This window comes from Sutterella sp. KLE1602 (assembly GCF_001578585.1).
Classification (GTDB): Bacteria; Pseudomonadota; Gammaproteobacteria; order Burkholderiales; family Burkholderiaceae_F; genus Sutterella; species Sutterella wadsworthensis_A.
Genome location: NZ_KQ968530.1, coordinates 1 through 17,134 on the forward strand (window position 1 = coordinate 1; position 17,134 = coordinate 17,134).

The window sequence follows — 17,134 nt, forward strand, 5'->3', positions numbered from 1 at the left end:
TGAAAGCGTTGCGAAGAGGAGATTTCCTCTTCCAGCAACAGACGCGAAAGCACAACCGACAGATACACAGGTGTTCGATTCTCAAAGGCGGAGTGCGAAAACTCAATCAGGCGCCATTCCTCGTCAAGGGGTTCCGCCTATTCGACAAGGTGCGAATCGGCGGACAGATTGGTTTTGTTTTCGGGCGACGCGTTAGAGGCACATTCAACATTCGTCGCCTTGACAAAACTGTGATCGGGACAGACATCAATTGCAAAAAACTGAGTCTTCTCGAAACACGCAAAACTTTTTTGACTGAACTACGAAAGGAGTAAGCCGCGATTCCTCACCCGACTGAAGTCGGATGTTCCCTCGTGGCAATTCTATGGACAGCGAAATCCTCACCTGGCTTTTGATCGCGGCTTGCGCCGCAGGCTTCGGCGGCGGTGCCGCCTGGCAGGCCATGCGCCGCCGCGCGCCCGCGCGCACCCGCAGGAACGTCGACAAGGTGGCCGCCCGCCCCGTCAAGGCCTCGCCCGCGCCCAAGGCGCCCGCTCCCGCCCCCGAGGTGCGCAAGCCCCAGCACGGCGTTCACCGTCCATCGATGCTCGCGCTCACGACGCTTGAGAACAGCGTGACCGCGGCCGACCTCTTCATTCAGCGAGCCCTCGAGCTGGACGAGCCCTACTACAGGGAGCTTCCCGCCGAAGCCGAGCAGCTCAAGGCCCTCAAGGGCCTCTTTGCCCGCTGCCGCACGCTCGACATCGTGCCGGGCGACGGCCTCTCGAAGGACGTCTTCTCCCTCAACTTCTCGACGATGATCGTCGAGCAGCTCCGCTCGGGCTTCATGCCGCATCCGAACGCCACCTCCAACGACCTGCAGATCATCGCGCTCGCCAACGGCTGCGAGCCGCTCGGTGATCCGATGGCGGTCGAGGACTTCGGCGTGGGCGGCTTCCCGCACGTCACGCAGCTCTGGATGATGGTCGACCCGACCGACAAGAAGCACGAGCTCGACGACCTGCTCGAGTACGAGCTCAACGGCATCCGCAATCTTCTGCCGCGCGTGAAGCTTCTTGTGCCCGCGCTCGATGCGATGAAGTGGGGCGACTACTGGGACAAGCTCTTCGACCTGGTGCGCGACGTCCGCCGCCTCGGCGCGGGCGAGGGCCAGGCCCTCATGCGCACGGAGCGCACCGACGTCCTCGCGAAGGACATGTACGCCATCAACCGCCGCATCGACGAGAGCCTCGCCATCCTTGAAAAGAACATGAAGACGCCCGAGGAGGCCGACGTGGCGCTCACGAGCAGCATTCCGCACATGCTCGAGCGCGAGCTCTCCGTGCTCTTCCTGCGCACGCTCGCCGTCATCCGCGTGATCTCGGGCGACAACTACATCCACGGCATGCACTGCTCCGCGCACATCCGCCGCAACGTCGAGCACTTCCCCGACGTCCACTCGCTCCTCGACAAGGCGCGCCACATCGTCTACGACGCGCTCGAGGTCCAGGGCCGCGGCATGAACGCCCCCGCCATGGACATCGCGGGCCAGGTCAAGCGCGACGCCGACGAGCTCGGCCGCGCCCACGACGAGTCCGTCGAGCGCCTCAAGGCCGACGTCGAGCGCCTGCAGGCCGCGATCGACCGCTACCTGATCCTTCAGGGCCGCCCGCGTCGCTATGCCGTGAGGCTCAACGAAAGGAACGAGGTCTTGGCCCTTCTCGTGCTCGAGCACTGATCCTCGCTTGAGACTCAAAAGCCCGAAGGCGCTCAGCCTCCGGGCTTTCATTTTGTCTTGAGTTCTTCCGTTTTTCTTCAGGGAGCATCGCCATGCAGGCCGAAACCGCCGAAACATCCGAAACCGTGCCTCTCAGGGGCATTTCCGAGGCCACCGCGGCCGAAATCCTCGCCTTCAGGGACGACCGCCGATGGCTTCCGTATCACAATCCCAAGGACCTCGCGATGTCGGTCGCGATCGAGGCGGGCGAGCTGCTCGAGGTCTTCCAGTGGTCGGGCACCGATCTGGAACGCGGGGAGAAGCGCGGCGAACTGGCCGACGAGCTCGCCGACGTACTGATCTATGCGGTGATGCTCGCCGACAGGGCCGGACTTTCGATGGACGAAATCGTGAGGGCGAAGCTCGCCAAGAGCGCCGCCCGCTATCCCGTCGACAAGGTGAAGGGGCTCGGGAGCGAGTCCTACGAGCGCTGCAGGGCCGAAGCCAGGAAGGCGGGCCGCTGAGCTACCTGCGGGATTTCGCGATGCGGCCGATGAGCCCGCCCACGATCATCAGAAAGATGAAGGGGCCGGCGAGATTCTCGCGTCCCTCCGCCATGGCAGCGAAGGTCATGAAGAAGCCGATCATGATGCAGGCGGAGCCGATGAAGCCGAGCGGCACGCCCCGTCTGCGCGCCTGAGGAGCGCGCCCTGCGGCGGGTGCCGGGGCGGGAGAGTGAGGCTGAGGCTGAGGAGCGGGCGCCCGGGTGCTTCCGCGGGTTGCGCCGCCCATGCGGCGGAAGCTCTCCGCCACGGATTTCTTCGTCCTTCGCAGCATGTCCGCCTGCGCGGCATCATGCGTTGCCTCGTCCCCGCGCTCGGCGCGGGCCCTGCGTTGCATTTCGGCCGCGATCCTGCCCAGGTCGGCCCCGCCCTCGGAGGCGTCGGGCACCTGCAGGGGATTTGCGATTGCAGCCTGATTGGCGCGGCGAAGCGCCTCGAGCGACTCCTCCTGGAGCGCCTCGACGTAGGCGACGAAGTCGCCGTTTCTGGGTTCAAGCCTTGTGGGATCGGTCATGGCGGGCGATTGGAAATGGTGGGTGTCCATACAAGGATAGCGCGTCGGAAAGCTGCTCGCCGAGAGCGTTTTCGATTGGAAACGCTAAATACAGGCGCCCGTGCGGCCGCTATAATGTTAGACCGACAAAAATGAGGCTCTTCACCCCGGAAAGCCTCTGTTGCGCCGTCAACTTTCGGACAGCATTGATGCCGGAAGGAAAGAACGGCCGATCAACGAAAAAATAAACATAAAACCGCGCACTTCCTTCCATGTCCCGCCCCATTTTCTCGTGAGTCGACCGGCAGGTTTCGATCCTGCTCGGCGTCGTGCTTTTCGTCTCGAGGGACGCCGACGCGGCCGACCTCGCCCGCCGCGTGAAGACCGCCTTCGAGCCCTTCGGCAAGGCGGTCGAGGTGCCCGTCTCCCTCGCCATGGGCTGGGCCTCCTTCGACGGCGCTCAGGACCGCGAGCTTTCCGACACGCAGAAGCGCGACGACTCGGCCATGTACAAGGACAAGCTCCAGATCAAGGCCCGAGACCGCGAAAACGGCTGGACCTGCGACCGCTGAGCACCCCGCCGCTTCCCGAAGCTATGAAGAGCGCCCGTTTTGGTCCGATGCCGACGGGCGCTTGTCGTTTGAGAGGGCCGCGGTCTCCTTGATCCTCAGGACTCGGCGGCGGCTTCCTGTTGGACGTGGCGCCTCCGGGAATTTGAAGCCGGATGCGTGCGGGGGCCGCGTCAGGCGGCCCTGCGGGCCTCCTCGGCCATGCGGTCGAGCCTCGGCTTCATGCGCAGCATGCGCATGGCGTTGGCGACCACGATCAGGCAGGTGCCCGTGTCGGCGAAGACGGCCATCCACATGGTGGCGTTGCCCGTGAGCGCGAGGAGCGCGAAGATGATCTTGACGCCGATGGCGAAGGCGATGTTCTCGACGAGCACGCCGTGGGTGATGCGGGAGAGGCGCACGAGCGTTGCGATCGACGAGATCCTGTCGTCCATCACGGCAATGTGGGCAGCCTCGATGGCGCTGTCCGTGCCGCGCACGCCCATGGCGATGCCGATGTCGGCTCGGGCAAGCGCGGGGGCGTCGTTGATGCCGTCGCCCGCCATAGCGGTGAGGCCGCTCTTCTGAAGCTCCTCGATGGCCTTGAGCTTGTCCTCGGGCAACAGGTCCGCCCTGACGCCCTTGAGACCGACCTTTTCGGCGAGCGCGCGGGCGGCTGCCTCGTTGTCGCCTGTGAGGAGCCACGGGCGGATGCCCATGGAGGCGAGCTGACGCAGGCCCTCGACCGTGTCCTCCTTCACGACGTCGGCGAGTCCGAAGACCGCCTGCACGCCGAAGGCGTCGGCGACGGCGACGGCGGACATGCCCTCGTTCGTATAGTGCGCGAACGTGCGGCGGACCTCCTCGTCGGCAAGGCCCTGTTCCTCGAGCCAGCGCAGGTTGACGAGCCTCACCATGCCGCGCTCGATGCGGCCCTCGACGCCTGCGCCCGGGATGGCCGTGAAGCCCTCGACCTGATAGACGGGCAGGTGCCTTTCATGCGCCCAGCGTGCGATGGCCTGGGAGAGCGGATGCTTGTTCATGGCGGCGAGGCTGGCGGCCATCGCGCCCGTGAGCCTTTCGTCGAAGGTGGCGAGGTACTTCACGCCTGCGACGGCGGGCTCGCCCTTCGTGAGCGTGCCGGTCTTGTCGAGGCCGATGTTGACGAGCTTGCGCGCCTCCTCAAGATAGAGTCCGCCCTTGATGAGCAGGCCGCAGCGCGTGGCCGTGGCGAGCGCAGAGACGACGGTTACGGGCGTCGAGATCACGAGCGCGCAGGGGCAGGAGATGACGAGCAGGCAGAGCGCGCGGTAGATCCACGTGCTCCACTCGCCCGTCACGAGGCCAGGCACGATTGCGACGGCGGCCGCGATGAAGAAGACGATCGGCGTATAGACGGCTGCAAAGCGGTCGACGAAGCGCTGCACGGGAGACTTCGAGGCTTGGGCGTTCTCGACGGCGTCGATGATGCGGGCCGAGAGGCTCTCGCTCGCAGCCGCAGTCACCATCACCTCGATCGTGGAGGTGAGGTTCACCGTGCCCGACCAGACGTTGTCGCCCTCGGACTTCTCGGCGGGCATGCCTTCGCCCGTCACCATGGACTGGTCGAGCGCGGTCGCGCCCCTGACGATCCTGCCGTCAAGCGGCACGCGGTCGCCCGGTCCCACGCGCACGACGGCGCCCGCGCCCACATCGGACGAGGGGACCCTGCGCCAGCTGCGGCCGTCCTTGACCTCGGCCGTCTCGGGGGCGGCGCTCATCAGGTCTCGGATGGAGCGGCGGGCCTTCGTCATCGAGAGCTGCTCGATCGACTCTGAAATCTGGAAGAGCACCATCACCATGGCGGCTTCGGGCCAGGCGCCGATGAGCACGCCGCCCACGACGGCCACCGCCATCAGGGCGTTCATGTTGAGGTTGCGGTGAACGAGCGCCAGAACGCCGTTTTTGAAGACCTCGAGCCCCGCCATCAGGATAGCGACGACGGCAAGTGCGAGCGTGATGAGGTCGATCGTGCCGTGCTCGAGCGGGATGAGTCCGGGCGAGTATTCACTCACAAGCTCGACCGCTTCGGACATGAAGGCGACGAAGAGGGCGGTGATGTAGAGCGCCCAGGGAATCGGCGCGCTTTCGATCGTCCTGGGGCCCGAGGCTGCGGCCTTTGCCGTGTAGCCGCAGGATTCGACGGCGCGCACTGCGGCGGCCTCGAGATCGTCGTCGCCCGAGAGCGTGACGGTGCGGGTCATCACGTTGAAGTCCGCGCCCGTGATCCCTGCGGCCGCAAAGGCCTTCTGAATCTTGTCCGCCTCGACGGGGCAGTCCATTTCGGGGACGGAGAGCACGATGCGCCTTGCGCCCGTGACGACAAGTTCGCCGAGCATGCCGATGGAGAGGAGCGCCTCAAGCAGGGCTTCGCCCGAGATCCTGTCGCCCGTGACCCTGGCCGTGCGGGTGGAGTAGTCGAGCGTGACGTCCGCCACGCCCGGAGCGGCCCTGAGGACCTGCTCGACGGGACCGCCCTCGGCGGGGCAGCACATGGCGGAGATGGAGATGATCAGAGTGGACATGATTGTTCTGCGGACGAGGTCCGTCGTGAATTACTGATGGATGGCATTACACACCCTGAAGTCGCTACAAGGTCAAGCGTTTTTTTGCGATAATGCGAATCAGCATTATTTTTTCAGGGACGAGTCATGAAGATCGGCGAACTGGCCAGGCGCACGCTGCACACGGCGGAGACGATCCGCTACTACGAGCGGATGGGACTTCTGCCCGCGCCCAGGCGTTTTGCGAACAACTACCGCGACTACGGCGAGGTCCATGTCGGCAGGCTCGAGTTCATCAGGCACTGCCGCACGCTCGACATCAGTCTCGACGAGATCCGCTCGCTGCTCGAGAGCATTGAGGACGGGAGTCCCGAGGGGGCCGACCGCGCGCACGTGATGATCCACGGGCACCTCGAGGCGGTTGAGGCGCGCATGGCGGAGCTCAGGCGGCTGCGCGAGCAGCTCTGCTCGCTTGCGGGCGCCTGCTGCGGGCGCCACGCCGAGGGCGAGCCCTGCGGCCTGCTTGAGCGCCTTTCGCATCCTGACGCCGCAGACGACGGCCCGGACGTGTCCTGAGAAAAAAGCAAAAACCTTTGAACGCCCTGTGAGGAAGGCAGTTCGGACGAATGTCCTTGTGTAGAATGCCTCCGCTGTGCTCCGCTTGAGGAGCCTCTTTTCTGGAGTCGAAAACCTGATGGAAACCACCGTGGTCCACTTTTCCGGCATGCAGGTCATGCTGATGATCGCGCTCTGTGCGATCGCCGTTCTCGTGCCCGTCTGGGCCATCCGCCGTATCGCTCGCGCCGTCCCGCCCGTCTATCAGGTACCGGGCATTCCGAGCGGGGTCGGCGGCCTGCTGCTCTTCACGATCGTGCTTCTCATCGTCGAGGCCGTCAACGCGCTCTATCACTTCGGCCGCGCCGCGGGCGAGGCCGCGCGCGTCATCTCGATGAGCACCGACTATCTCTGGCCCGTCGCGCAGACGCTCATTCCGGACTTTGCCGCCTCGTTCTTCCTGCTGATCGCGATCGGTGCGCTCGTCTTCGGCCGCTCGTCCGTCGCCCTGGGCGCCGCCGTCGTCTGCGCCTGGCTCGGCGGCCCGCTCGTCGCCGTCCTGCGCACGATCTACCTCGGCCTTCCGATCGAGCTTGCGGGCGAGCCCACGGGGCTCCTCTTCCTCACGGTGGTCGTGACCCTCTATCTTCTCTTCTCCAATCGTCCCGCACTTACCTACGGCACCGCCTCGGGCCGCAGGCTTGCGCTCTCGCGCGGCGGCTCCGCCGTCGGGGAGCGCTGATGAAGCCCGTGATCGGGAGCCTGATGCTCCTTCTGGTCTTCCTGATGGTGATCCACTCCTTCTGGAAGTGGAGCCGTCAGTTTCCGCCTGCGCACGAGCGCGAGCCCTCGGGCGTCGAGGGCGGCCTCATCGTGCTCGTGGGCTTCATGGCCGCCGCCGTCCTCTTCAATGCGACGGGGTTCAGCCTCATGGTCTCGGCCGTCATGGGCGCGGTGCCCGAGGGCTTCTGGATCAGGACGGGGCTGCCGGGAATCCTGAGCTTCGCAGGCATTGTCTGGGCGATGCTCCGCCTGCTTTCGGGCCGCACGCCCTCCGTTCGTCTTGAAGCCTCGCTCGGGTGCCTGGCCTCAGGCCCCGTCGCCGAGGCCTGGATGCTGCAGGCGGGCACGGGCGACGTCTCCCGCCTCGCCGTCTCCGTCGTCCTTACGGCGGGCGCCGTCCTGTATCTCTATCTGTCTCCTCGTTCGAAGCACACCTACGGGTAAGGGTAAACACCCGAGGGTTTTCAGGCGTTCGGGCATGGGGCTTCCTGCAGGCGTCGAGCAGGTAGAATTGCCTCATTGCGCGCGCGGTCCCATCCCTTTTACTTCTGGCCGCGGGCAGGACCAAAGGAGAAAGCATGACCCGTCCCATCCTCATCAAGAACGCCGAAGTCTTCGCCCCCGAAAAGCTCGGCCGTCGCGACATCTTCATCGCAGGCGGCAGGATCGTCGCCATGGAGGAGAGCCTTGAGGGCCTTTCCGTCCCCGGCCTCGAGACGATCGACGCCTGTGGTGCCATCGTGACCCCGGGTCTCATCGACCAGCACATCCACGTCACGGGCGGCGGCGGTGAAGGCGGCTGGAAGAGCCGCTGCCCCGAGCTCGTCTTCTCCGAGCTCGTCAAGGCCGGCGTGACGACCTTCCTCGGCGTCTCGGGCACGGACAGCATGTCCCGCTCGATCGAGAACCTCCTCGCCAAGGTGCGCGGCCTCAAGCAGGAAGGCGCCTCGGGCTGGATGTGGACGAGCAACTACTCTTACCCCGTCACGACGATCACGGATTCCGTCAAGACCGAACTCTTCGCCATTCCCGAAGTGCTCGGCGTCAAGATCGCCCTGGGCGATCACCGCTGCTCCTTCCCGTCGATGGAGGAGGTCCGCTCGATCGTCGCCGACGTCCGCGTCGCGGGCATGCTCACGGGCAAGACTGGCTTCGTGCACGTTCATCTCGGCGACTACACGTCGTCCTTCGACATCTTTGACGGCATCGTCGCCTCCGGCCTGCCGATCAAGCACATCCGTCCGACGCACGTCGCCCGTCATCCCGCCGTCTTCGAACGCGCGATGGGTTTCGCGAAGCAGGGCGGCTGGATCGACATCACCACGGGCGGCGGCAACTACATGGGCTGCGCGGCCGACGCCTATGACATGGCCGTCGAAAACGGCGTGCCCGTCAACCGCATCACGATGAGCTCCGACGGCCACGGCTCCATGCCGCGCTTCAACGAGGCGGGCGAAATGGTCGGCCTCGGCGTCGGCTCCATCATGTGCAACATCGAGACCGTTCAGGAACTTGCGCGCCGCCACGACCTGACGACCGCACTGCTGCCGATGACCCGCACCGTCGCCGAAGCGCTCACGCTCGAAGGTAAGGGCGTCATCGAGGTCGGCGCCGACGCCGACCTGCTCATCCTCAACGCCGAACACGAGATCACCGACGTCTTCATGGGCGGCGTCCAGTGCATGCGCGCCGGCGAAGTGATCGTCAAGGGCGCCTTTGAGGAATGAACATCGGGCATAATGTCCTGAGCAACAACCGCAACTGACCTCACTCAGGTCCGCCGCGAACATTCAAGCGGCGGGCCTTTTTCGCAAATGGACGCATCAACACGCGCAACTGCAGTCGGTCTTCTCGCACCCGTCCTCTGGGGCATGAGCGTCGGGATCTGCCGCGGCATCGCCGAGGACTTCGGGCGAGGCCCGGGCTTCACGGTGATGTACGCCGCGGCCTGTCTTCTGCTTCTTCTCATCTTCGGACGCCCGCATTTGCGGGCCTTCTCCCTCAAGTACCTGCTTCTGGGCGTGGGCGCCGCAAACGTCTGCGCCATCTGCTTCATCTTCTCGCTATCGATGGCCGAGGACGCCACGCAGACCATGCAGGTCGGCATGGTTAACTATCTGTGGCCCTGCCTGACGATCGTCTTCGCGGTGCTCTTCAACGGCGAGCGGGCGAGGTGGTGGATCGTGCCGGGCGTGCTGCTGAGCCTGCTGGGCGTCATGGTGGTGCTCGGCGGCGAGGACGGATTCAATCCGATGCACTTTGCGGCCAACTGGATGAAGAATCCGTGGAGCTACACGATCGCCCTCGTGGGCGCCGTGCTCTGGGCGGGCTACGGCTCGATGACCAGGGCCTGGTCGGGCGGGCACAATCCCGTGGTCATCATCTTCTTCAACGACATGCTGATCTTCGGGCTCATCTGGCTGCTTACGCCCACGCCGCCCGGCGAGTGGATGCATCCCGGTTGGCTCGGCGTCTTCCTCGGCGCGGCCGCGACGGGACTGGGCTACGGCGTCTGGACCTACGGCATGCAGTACGGCAACATGACGCTTCTGGGAATCGGCTCCTACTTTACGCCCGTCCTCTCCTGCGTCTTCGCCTCCTTCTACATCGGGTCGGATCTGAGCGCCACGTTCTGGCAGGGCGTCGCGCTCGTCGTGCTCGGTTCACTCGTGTGCTGGACGTCGGTGCGAAAGACGAAGCCTGTCGAACGCAAGGGCGAGCCCCTCAATCTGCATCACAAGCACTGAGACCAGTTGAGTCTTTTCTCAAAGACGTTTTCTCAAAGGCGGTCGGCGCGTCGTGCGTCGACCGCCTTCGTCATTGTGACCGTGAAGGCGGCGCCGCCTTCAGGGGCCTTGCCCGCCGTTACCGTCCAGCCCGAGCGGCGGCAGATGCGCGAGACGATCGAAAGGCCGAGTCCGGCGCCCGAGCCGTCGGCGACGGCTGCACTGCCGCGCACGCCGTGCTCGAAGATGCGGGCGGCCTCGTCGCCGGCGAGTCCCGGTCCCGAGTCGGAGACAATGAAGCCCTCGGACGTTTCCGTGATCGTGACCACGCCGCTTTCGGTGTAGGCGACGGCGTTCTTCACGAGGTTGTTGGCGACGGTGCCGAGCATGACGGGCGAGTAGGCGCCGGGGCACTCGGCCTCGCGGCGAAGCACGAGCGCGAGGCCCTTTTCGGCCGCAAACGGCTCCCATGTGTCGGCGACGGCCTTGAGAATGCCCGCGGCGGAGTCGGGCTCGGGGCCCGTCGTCTCGTTCGAGAGGCGGGCGAAGGAGAGAAAGAGCGACATCAGCTCGCGCATGTCGCCCGCAGAGCGCGTGATGCGCTCGACCTGCTTCGCCTGAGCGGGCGAGAGCGGCGTCATTGAGAGAAGCTCGGCGCTCGTCTCGATCACGGTGAGCGGCGTCCTGAGTTCGTGGCTCACGTCGCCCGTGAAGGCCTTCTCGCGCTGCAGGGCCTCGTGGAGCCTCTTCATGGCGCCGTCGCAGATGCGGGCGAGTTCGCCCACCTCGTCGTTGGTGAGCTCGACCGAAAGCGGCTCGTAGGTGCGGGCAGCGCTGGCCTTTCTCACCTCGTCGGAGAGCGTCTTTACGGGCTTCATGATGTTGCGCGCAAGGATCCAGCCCGCGAGAAGGCCGAGGAAGAAGACGGCGAGAACGGAAAAGAGCGTGATCCGCCTGAAGACGCGTTCCGTGTCCTCGAAGCCGAGCTGATCGCGCGTGAGCACGAGCGGCTCACCGCGCCAGGCGCCTGTATGGACGAAGAAGTCGCCGTTGTTCGAAAGTTCTCCGAAGCCTTCGGGCAGGCCGCGCATGGCGGGCGGAGGCGCCTCAAGGGGAGGCGCGCCGTAGAGCCGGGTGTCCTCGGGGAGCCTCGGCGTCTCGCCGCGCTCAAGCGTGTCGACCGCCCTGGCGACCTCGTCCCTGAGGATGCCCGAGATGAGCTGCTGCTCGGTGAATTCGATCGACTGGTAGAGCGCGAATGCGTAGAACCCAGCCACGAAGGTGACGAGGAGCGCGAAGCTCAGCATGATGCGCTGGGCCAGGCTGCGCGGAGGCGAATGTCGGACGGGCATGGCGGCGTTTCAGGAGACGGAGTCGGGAAGATCGGCAACGGACCAGCCGAGGCCAGGATGCGTGTGGATGAGCGGATGGTCGAACGGCTTGTCGACCGCCTGGCGCAGAAGATAAAGGTTCGAGCGCAGGCTGTCGGAGGCGGGCGGCTCGCCCTGCCAGAGGACCGCCTCGAGTCGACGGCGCGAGACGATGCCGGGACTCTGCTGCATGAGCTCGCGAAGGAGCTGCAGGCAGGTCGGGTTGAGCCTGATGTCACGGCCTTCGCGCTCGACGCGAAGCGTTTTGAGGTCAAGCGAGAGCGGGCCCGCAGTGAGGCGCCCCGCCGGATTCGCGCCGCTTCGGCGCAGCAGGGCCTCGACGCGGGCGGCGAGCTCGCGAAGCGAGAAGGGCTTGATCAGATAGTCGTCTGCGCCGCTCGTGAGCCCCTCGACGCGGTCGTCGATCGTGTCGCGCGCCGTGAGCATGAGGATCGGCGCGGTGAAGCCCGAGGCGCGAAGCCTTCGGGTGAGCGTCATGCCGTCGGTGTCGGGCAGCCCCACGTCGAGGATGACGAGGTCGAAGGTCGAGCGGTCGATGCGCTCGAGGGCCTCGCGCCCCGTGGAGGCCGTCTCGGGCGCCCAGCCGTCCTTCATGGAAAGGAAGTCGCGGACGTTGGCAAGGATGTCGGGATTGTCGTCGACGACGAGAATGCGGATGCTCATGAGAGTGCTTCTTTTCTGATTAGTCTTCCTGCAGGGATGTTACGCCTTGCAGCCTGCGCGCGTCATTGTGCGGCGCTCGACCGATTGTCCGTCAGGTCCCATCTGGGGCGTCGGGTCGTCGACTGCACGCCGAGCATGCCGAGCACGGTCGAGTAGAGGTGCTCGTGCGTGACGCCGCCCGCAGGCTCGCGGGCAAGATTCGCCGCATCAAACCCGAAGGTGCGGCTCCAGTCCTTCGAGAGCCACATGACCATCGGCACGCGGATCTGCTCGGACGGCGCCATGAAGTACGGGGCGCCGTGCAGGTAGAGGCCGCCTTCGCCGAGGCTCTCGCCGTGGTCGGAGACGTAGACGAAGCCCGCGTCGATGTCCGTTCGGGCCTTGAGCCTTTTCACGAGGCCCGCCAGCACGCCGTCGGTGTAGCGCACGGCGTTGTCGTAGGCGTTGATGATGCTCTCCTTCGTGCAGGCGCCGAGGTCTGCGTCGGTGCATTCGGGCGTCCAGACCTTGGCGTGCGCGGGCGAGTCCTCGTGGTAGCGCGGGCCGTGCTCGCCGAACATGTGGTAGAAGAGCACCGTCGGACGGTCGGCGGGAAGGTTCGCGAGGTCGGCGTCGAGCTCGTCGAGAAGGACGCCGTCAAAGCACCGGCCCGAGGCGCAGGCGGCGCTCTTCGGGTCGGGGCTTCGCACCTCGGTGCCCGCACACGTGCCCTTGCAGCCGCTCTGGTTGTCGACCCAGACGACGTGCGCGCCCGCACGGGCGAGGAGCGACGGCAGAGCCTCCTCGCCGATGATGCGGCTGCGGTCGTAGTCGGAGCGGCCGATCCTGCTCAGCATGCAGGGAAGCGAAACATCGGTGCTCGAGCCGCAGGCCGTGACGGACGGATGGCTGATCACGCCTTCGGCGCGAAGCGCGGGCGTGGTGTCGCGGGCGTAGCCTGCGAGCCCCCAGCTCGCCGAGCGGGTGGTCTCGCCGATGACGACGAGAAGGACGGCGGGACGGCTGAGCCTGACGGAGAACTCGGGCTTCGGATCGACGATGCGCTTTTGGGCCGCATCGGGCGAGGCGTCCCTTGCGAGCGTGGCGGCGAGGCTGTAGGGGACGTTGACGGGCGTGATGAGGTAGCGCAGCGCCTTGTCGTTTCGCATGACGGCCGCAAGCGTGTTCATCTGCGTGAAGAGCGCGCCTGCACCTGCGGCGAGTGCAAGGATGGCGACGCCGCCACGCACGGCGGCCGGCCTGAGGCCGGCGGGCGTCATGTCGGCCGCGGAGGCAGCGAGGACGGGCGGAAGGCCTGCGGCCAGAGCGAGCAGGAGCGTGCGTGCGGAGAAATAGGCTGAGGCCTCGTGTACGTCGGTGGAGATGACGTTGCGGGCCATGTTCGGGTCGAACGCAATGCCGTAGACGAGCGTGCCCGCGAAGAAGATCGCGCCGGTCAGGCTCAGGAGCACGAGAACGGCGCGGCGCACGGGACGAGGCAGCGCCATGACGAGCGTGAGGAGCGCTATGGAGATGAAGAGAAGGCCGAAGGAGAGGCCCGCGAGCGTCAGGGCCTCGCGCATGCTCCAGGCGAAGTTCGGCTCGGAGAGGTCTGCGGCGCGTGCAAGAAACGGCATGTTGAGGACGAACGTCCACCAGAAGGCTGTCAGGAGGACGAGGCCCCTTTCGGAGAGCGGCTTTGCTAAGGCGGGCGAGCTGCGGTTCTCGAGGATGAGCGCGTGGAGCGCCGCGCAGATGAGCCAGTCGACGATGCCCGTGACGAGCACGTGCGAGACGAAGTGCGCGCCTTCCATGACGCGGACCGCGCCGCACAGGAGCCCGAAGGCGACGGCGAAGAGAAGTGCGCCTGCGGCAGCACGCGGGCGGACGTCCTTGAGCGCAAAGTAGAAGGCAATGAAGACGAAGCCCGTGCCCGCGTGTCCCGAGGGCCAGCAGCGGCCGGGAACGTCCGTGAGGCCGAAGGCGGGATCCGTCATCGGAAGGGCGCCGCCGAAGGGCTCGACCGACCAGGGGCACGCGACGCCCGTCGTGCTCTTGAGCCACCAGACTGCGGCGGCACAGGCGCCCATTGCGATGACGACGTAGAGTGCGCGTCTCGAGGCCTCCTCCTCGAGAATCCTGCGGCCCTGGGCGAGCACGACGGCGAGACGGACGAGAAGCACCGTCGCAACGATGGCGGGCACGAGCTTCGGAAGCCGGTAGAAGATCGTCGTGAAGACTTCGTTCCTGTGCCAGGGCCAGCCGTCGCTGAAGAAGAGCTTCGAGACGGAGAGGTCGAAGGCGTGCGGCGGCACGATGGCGAGGATGATGAGAAGCGACGCGGGAATGAGAAGGCCCGTGAGGACGGGCGTCGGAATGCGTGCGGAGCAGAGATGGTCTTGGACGGACATGCGGATGCCTTCGGCGTGTTTTTGCTTGATGTCCGCAGTATCGGGCGTGAGGCGTCAAAACCGCGTGAGGCCTCGTCAACGCGCCGTGAAGCGTCCGTCAAAGGAGCGTCAAAGACTTTGCGCCATGTCATGAGGCATGCAGATGGGCGCGGGGAAGAAAAAAGCGCTCTTCCGGTGATCGGCCGGAGAGCGCTTTCGGGGGAGAGGCTTTCGGTGAGGCAGGAGATATGGAGGAGAGCATCCTCACCGAAGGCGTGGGAGAACCTGCATGACGGTTCGGGTGATTACGGAACCTTGTAGCCGAACTGGTGGCACTGGTCGCAGAAGTTTTCCGTCTCGCCGTGCATGATGTGGCAGTTCGTGCATTCAAGTTCGTCGCGGTAGTGCGGGGACATGTGCGGGTTGGCCGGCTTGACGTCCTTCGTCTTTTCAACGAGGGCCTTGACGTCGTGGCACTGCTTGCACGTGTCGATCGTGGGTTCCTGGGGGTTGGCCTTGTCCGGACCGTGGCAGGTCTCGCAGGAGAGGCCCATGCCGACATGACGGTCGGCACCGAACTTCTGGTCGGCAGCCTGAGCGGTGCCGAAGGCGAACGTCGCGGCGCAGAGCGAGGCGAGGATCAGCGTCGTCATCTTCATTTTTGTTTTCCTTTCTGGGTTCTGAGACCGGAAGCGCGGAGTCTGGAGCTCCGGACGGGCTGTCCGTCCGATGCGCTTTCGTTGGGTCAAATCATATGCAGGCGCGCCGGCGTTTCCTACCTACCAAAGTATGTATTTCATGCATACCCGGGTATGGGGTTTCCGGTTGGTCAATAAGAAACGTCTGAAGGAGAGTGATTGTTATCGGTGCGGAGGGACTGCGGCGGATGTTCGCCGGACTTTTGCTGCGGGGCGGATGCGGGGGAGCGGAGGGGCGGCCCTCTGGGGGAAACCCTCCTTCAACGTGTCGTCCACAGGAGGCTTTCCGCCGGAGAGGGTGTGTTTTCAAGGGGTTTGGGAAAGGGAAGGGTAAACCCTGCATACTTTGGTATGTGCAAGGTCCATACCGCGGTATGTAGCCGAAAGGAGGGCGGAGGAGAAGAATAGCGGTGTCGCCGGCGAGGAGCGAGCGAGAGAATCCGCCCCGCCGGTTGTGTTCCCAATCCGAATGGAGAATCCTCAGAATGACTCAGATCGATACCAGCCGCCGCGGCTTCCTCAAGTCCGCCGTCGCCGCCTCCGCCGCCATGATGTCCGCTGCCGCCGTGCACGCCGGCATTCCCGCCAAGTCCGTTGCCAAGTACGACGAAACGTTCGACGTCGTGATCATCGGCTCCGGCTTTGCCGGCATGGCCTGCGCCCTCAAGGCCGGCCGCGCCGGTCTCAAAGTCCTCATGATTGAGAAGATGTCCACGGTCGGCGGCAACTCAGCCATCTGCGGCGGCAACGTCGCCTGCCCGGTCAACCCGGTCCAGAAGGCCCAGGGCATCAAGGACAGCAAGGAGCTCTTCATCGCCGACTGCCTGAAGGACGGTCTCGGCATCAACCACACGAACCTCCTCTCCACCATCGCCGACCGCTGCAACGACACGATCCAGATGGTCGTCGACTGCGGCTGCGAATTCGTGCCCAACAAGATGCTCTTCGAAGGCGGCCACTCGGTTCCGCGTTCCTATGAAATCAAGGCCGGCACCGGCTCCGGCTACATCCGTCCGATGCACGAAGAGCTCAAGAAGCTCAAGAACGTCGTGATCCGCACCCGCTGCAAGTTCGACGACTTCGTCATGGAAGAAGACGGCTCCGTCGCCGGCATCGTCTGCCGCACGGGCTACCGCTTCAACAACAAGGCCGTCTCCGACGACCTCGAAAACAAGACCGGCAAGAAGTCCGTCGTCCGCGCCACGAAGGGCGTCATGCTCGCCGCCGGTGGCTTCTCCCGCGACATCTTCTTCCGTCAGATCCAGGACCCGCGCGTCGTCCCGACGACCGACTCCACGAACCAGCCCGGCGCCACGGCCGGCGTGCTGATCAAGGCCCTTGGCATTGGCGCCGCTCCGGTTCAGCTCTGTTGGCTCCAGTTCCTGCCGTACTGCAACCCGCGTGAAAAGGGCTTCGGCGTTTCCGTGAACTTCACGAACCACGCCTGCATGGACCTCGGCCTCGTCGTCGACCGCAAGACCGGCCGCCGCTTCATGGACGAACACGCCGGCCGCAAGATCAAGTCCGACGCCCTCTTCAAGGTCATCGGCACGGACGAAAACTACCCGATCGCCGTCTGCGACGACTCCATCGTGAAGGCCATCAACCCGTCCTTTGTCAAGCTCCCGCTTGAAATGGGCACGGTCAAGAAGTTCGACACGCTCGAAGCCCTCGCCGACCACTTCGGCATCAAGAAGGACGCCTTCCTCGAAGAAGTCAAGAAGTTCAACGGCTTCGTCAAGGCCGGCGAAGACAAGGACTTCGGCCGCATCCTCTCCTTCAACAACGGTCTGACCGTCTCCCAGGGCCCGTTCTACGGCATCGAATGCTGCCCGAAGATCCACCACACGATGGGCGGCGTCATGATCAACGAAAAGGCCGAGGTCATCTCCGCCACGACGCAGAAGCCGATCAAGGGCCTCTACGCCGGCGGTGAAGTGACCGGCGGCGTCCACGGCGCCTCCCGTCTCGGCACGGTGGCCGTCATCGACGCCCTGACCTTCGGCATGATCGCCGGCGAAAACTTCGCCGCTATGAAGTAATCCTCCTGCGTCCATCCCCTCGGACAGGATGACCGACCGCCAAGAGCCGGCACAAGAGGAATAC

General features: G+C 65.2%; 16 protein-coding genes. 10 read left to right on the forward strand and 6 right to left on the reverse strand.

Annotated elements, in window-relative coordinates:
• From HMPREF3036_RS12245 to HMPREF3036_RS05765, 3 genes are all read left to right on the forward strand, one after another.
• On the forward strand, positions 1 to 314 hold a 314-nt coding region (locus HMPREF3036_RS12245; protein ID WP_231853580.1), incomplete at its 5' end, for a hypothetical protein.
• A 50-nt stretch (positions 315 to 364) separates the two neighbouring features.
• Positions 365 to 1,717, forward strand: coding sequence for a hypothetical protein (locus HMPREF3036_RS05760; protein ID WP_062332368.1), 1,353 nt, complete (start codon positions 365 to 367; stop codon positions 1,715 to 1,717).
• A 92-nt stretch (positions 1,718 to 1,809) separates the two neighbouring features.
• The gene (locus HMPREF3036_RS05765; protein ID WP_197457942.1) at positions 1,810 to 2,220 is read left to right on the forward strand and encodes a nucleotide pyrophosphohydrolase; all 411 of its coding nucleotides are present in this window, start codon (positions 1,810 to 1,812) and stop codon (positions 2,218 to 2,220) included.
• A 1-nt stretch (position 2,221) separates the two neighbouring features.
• Here the strand turns inward: HMPREF3036_RS05765 and HMPREF3036_RS05770 are convergent, their stop codons facing one another.
• On the reverse strand, positions 2,222 to 2,773 hold the full coding sequence (locus HMPREF3036_RS05770; protein ID WP_062332372.1) for a hypothetical protein: 552 nt from the start codon (positions 2,771 to 2,773) through the stop codon (positions 2,222 to 2,224).
• A gap of 308 nt (positions 2,774 to 3,081) precedes the next feature.
• On the opposite strand from HMPREF3036_RS05770, the gene HMPREF3036_RS05775 reads away from it, so the two are divergent.
• Complete coding sequence (locus tag HMPREF3036_RS05775; RefSeq protein WP_062332376.1) at positions 3,082 to 3,324, forward strand: hypothetical protein; 243 nt, start codon at positions 3,082 to 3,084, stop codon at positions 3,322 to 3,324.
• Positions 3,325 to 3,494: 170 nt separating this feature from the next.
• On the opposite strand, the gene HMPREF3036_RS05780 is transcribed toward HMPREF3036_RS05775, so the two are convergent.
• Positions 3,495 to 5,864, reverse strand: coding sequence for a cation-translocating P-type ATPase (locus tag HMPREF3036_RS05780; protein ID WP_062332393.1), 2,370 nt, complete (start codon positions 5,862 to 5,864; stop codon positions 3,495 to 3,497).
• Positions 5,865 to 5,990: 126 nt separating this feature from the next.
• On the opposite strand from HMPREF3036_RS05780, the gene HMPREF3036_RS05785 reads away from it, so the two are divergent.
• The 5 genes from HMPREF3036_RS05785 to yddG all read left to right on the forward strand — a co-directional run bounded on the left by HMPREF3036_RS05785 (position 5,991) and on the right by yddG (position 9,928).
• On the forward strand, positions 5,991 to 6,419 hold the full coding sequence (locus tag HMPREF3036_RS05785) for a MerR family transcriptional regulator (protein WP_062332396.1): 429 nt from the start codon (positions 5,991 to 5,993) through the stop codon (positions 6,417 to 6,419).
• A gap of 118 nt (positions 6,420 to 6,537) precedes the next feature.
• On the forward strand, positions 6,538 to 7,140 hold the full coding sequence (locus HMPREF3036_RS05790) for a hypothetical protein (RefSeq protein WP_062332398.1): 603 nt from the start codon (positions 6,538 to 6,540) through the stop codon (positions 7,138 to 7,140).
• Positions 7,140 to 7,625, forward strand: a complete 486-nt coding sequence (locus HMPREF3036_RS05795) for a hypothetical protein (protein WP_062332401.1) — start codon at positions 7,140 to 7,142, stop codon at positions 7,623 to 7,625. Before HMPREF3036_RS05790 ends, HMPREF3036_RS05795 begins: the two co-directional genes overlap by 1 nt.
• A 134-nt stretch (positions 7,626 to 7,759) precedes the next feature.
• On the forward strand, positions 7,760 to 8,908 hold the full coding sequence (iadA, locus tag HMPREF3036_RS05800) for a beta-aspartyl-peptidase (protein WP_062332404.1): 1,149 nt from the start codon (positions 7,760 to 7,762) through the stop codon (positions 8,906 to 8,908).
• Positions 8,909 to 8,995: 87 nt separating this feature from the next.
• Positions 8,996 to 9,928: an aromatic amino acid DMT transporter YddG gene (gene yddG, locus HMPREF3036_RS05805; protein WP_082897362.1), complete on the forward strand. Its 933-nt coding sequence runs from the start codon at positions 8,996 to 8,998 to the stop codon at positions 9,926 to 9,928.
• A 32-nt stretch (positions 9,929 to 9,960) separates the two neighbouring features.
• On the opposite strand, the gene HMPREF3036_RS05810 is transcribed toward yddG, so the two are convergent.
• The 4 genes from HMPREF3036_RS05810 to HMPREF3036_RS05825 all read right to left on the reverse strand — a co-directional run bounded on the left by HMPREF3036_RS05810 (position 9,961) and on the right by HMPREF3036_RS05825 (position 14,989).
• On the reverse strand, positions 9,961 to 11,259 hold the full coding sequence (locus HMPREF3036_RS05810) for a sensor histidine kinase (RefSeq protein WP_062332409.1): 1,299 nt from the start codon (positions 11,257 to 11,259) through the stop codon (positions 9,961 to 9,963).
• Positions 11,260 to 11,268: 9 nt separating this feature from the next.
• Positions 11,269 to 11,961, reverse strand: a complete 693-nt coding sequence (locus tag HMPREF3036_RS05815; protein WP_197457943.1) for a response regulator transcription factor — start codon at positions 11,959 to 11,961, stop codon at positions 11,269 to 11,271.
• Positions 11,962 to 12,023: 62 nt separating this feature from the next.
• Positions 12,024 to 14,351, reverse strand: a complete 2,328-nt coding sequence (locus HMPREF3036_RS05820; protein WP_062332412.1) for a phosphoethanolamine transferase — start codon at positions 14,349 to 14,351, stop codon at positions 12,024 to 12,026.
• A 284-nt stretch (positions 14,352 to 14,635) separates the two neighbouring features.
• The gene (locus HMPREF3036_RS05825; RefSeq protein WP_062332415.1) at positions 14,636 to 14,989 is read right to left on the reverse strand and encodes a cytochrome c3 family protein; all 354 of its coding nucleotides are present in this window, start codon (positions 14,987 to 14,989) and stop codon (positions 14,636 to 14,638) included.
• 524 nt (positions 14,990 to 15,513) lie between these two features.
• On the opposite strand from HMPREF3036_RS05825, the gene HMPREF3036_RS05830 reads away from it, so the two are divergent.
• The gene (locus tag HMPREF3036_RS05830; RefSeq protein ID WP_005436594.1) at positions 15,514 to 17,070 is read left to right on the forward strand and encodes a flavocytochrome c; all 1,557 of its coding nucleotides are present in this window, start codon (positions 15,514 to 15,516) and stop codon (positions 17,068 to 17,070) included.
• Positions 17,071 to 17,134 lie beyond the last annotated feature (64 nt).

Bases quoted from the DNA above. Each gene is read 5' to 3' on its own strand.
- HMPREF3036_RS05760 (WP_062332368.1), top strand. From the start codon at position 365: ATGGACAGCGAAATCCTCACCTGGCTTTTGATCGCGGCTTGCGCCGCA.
- HMPREF3036_RS05765 (WP_197457942.1), top strand. From the start codon at position 1,810: ATGCAGGCCGAAACCGCCGAAACATCCGAAACCGTGCCTCTCAGGGGC.
- HMPREF3036_RS05770 (WP_062332372.1), bottom strand. From the start codon at position 2,773: ATGACCGATCCCACAAGGCTTGAACCCAGAAACGGCGACTTCGTCGCC.
- HMPREF3036_RS05780 (WP_062332393.1), bottom strand. From the start codon at position 5,864: ATGTCCACTCTGATCATCTCCATCTCCGCCATGTGCTGCCCCGCCGAG.
- HMPREF3036_RS05785 (WP_062332396.1), top strand. From the start codon at position 5,991: ATGAAGATCGGCGAACTGGCCAGGCGCACGCTGCACACGGCGGAGACG.
- HMPREF3036_RS05790 (WP_062332398.1), top strand. From the start codon at position 6,538: ATGGAAACCACCGTGGTCCACTTTTCCGGCATGCAGGTCATGCTGATG.
- HMPREF3036_RS05795 (WP_062332401.1), top strand. From the start codon at position 7,140: ATGAAGCCCGTGATCGGGAGCCTGATGCTCCTTCTGGTCTTCCTGATG.
- iadA (WP_062332404.1), top strand. From the start codon at position 7,760: ATGACCCGTCCCATCCTCATCAAGAACGCCGAAGTCTTCGCCCCCGAA.
- yddG (WP_082897362.1), top strand. From the start codon at position 8,996: ATGGACGCATCAACACGCGCAACTGCAGTCGGTCTTCTCGCACCCGTC.
- HMPREF3036_RS05810 (WP_062332409.1), bottom strand. From the start codon at position 11,259: ATGCCCGTCCGACATTCGCCTCCGCGCAGCCTGGCCCAGCGCATCATG.
- HMPREF3036_RS05815 (WP_197457943.1), bottom strand. From the start codon at position 11,961: ATGAGCATCCGCATTCTCGTCGTCGACGACAATCCCGACATCCTTGCC.
- HMPREF3036_RS05820 (WP_062332412.1), bottom strand. From the start codon at position 14,351: ATGTCCGTCCAAGACCATCTCTGCTCCGCACGCATTCCGACGCCCGTC.
- HMPREF3036_RS05825 (WP_062332415.1), bottom strand. From the start codon at position 14,989: ATGAAGATGACGACGCTGATCCTCGCCTCGCTCTGCGCCGCGACGTTC.
- HMPREF3036_RS05830 (WP_005436594.1), top strand. From the start codon at position 15,514: ATGACTCAGATCGATACCAGCCGCCGCGGCTTCCTCAAGTCCGCCGTC.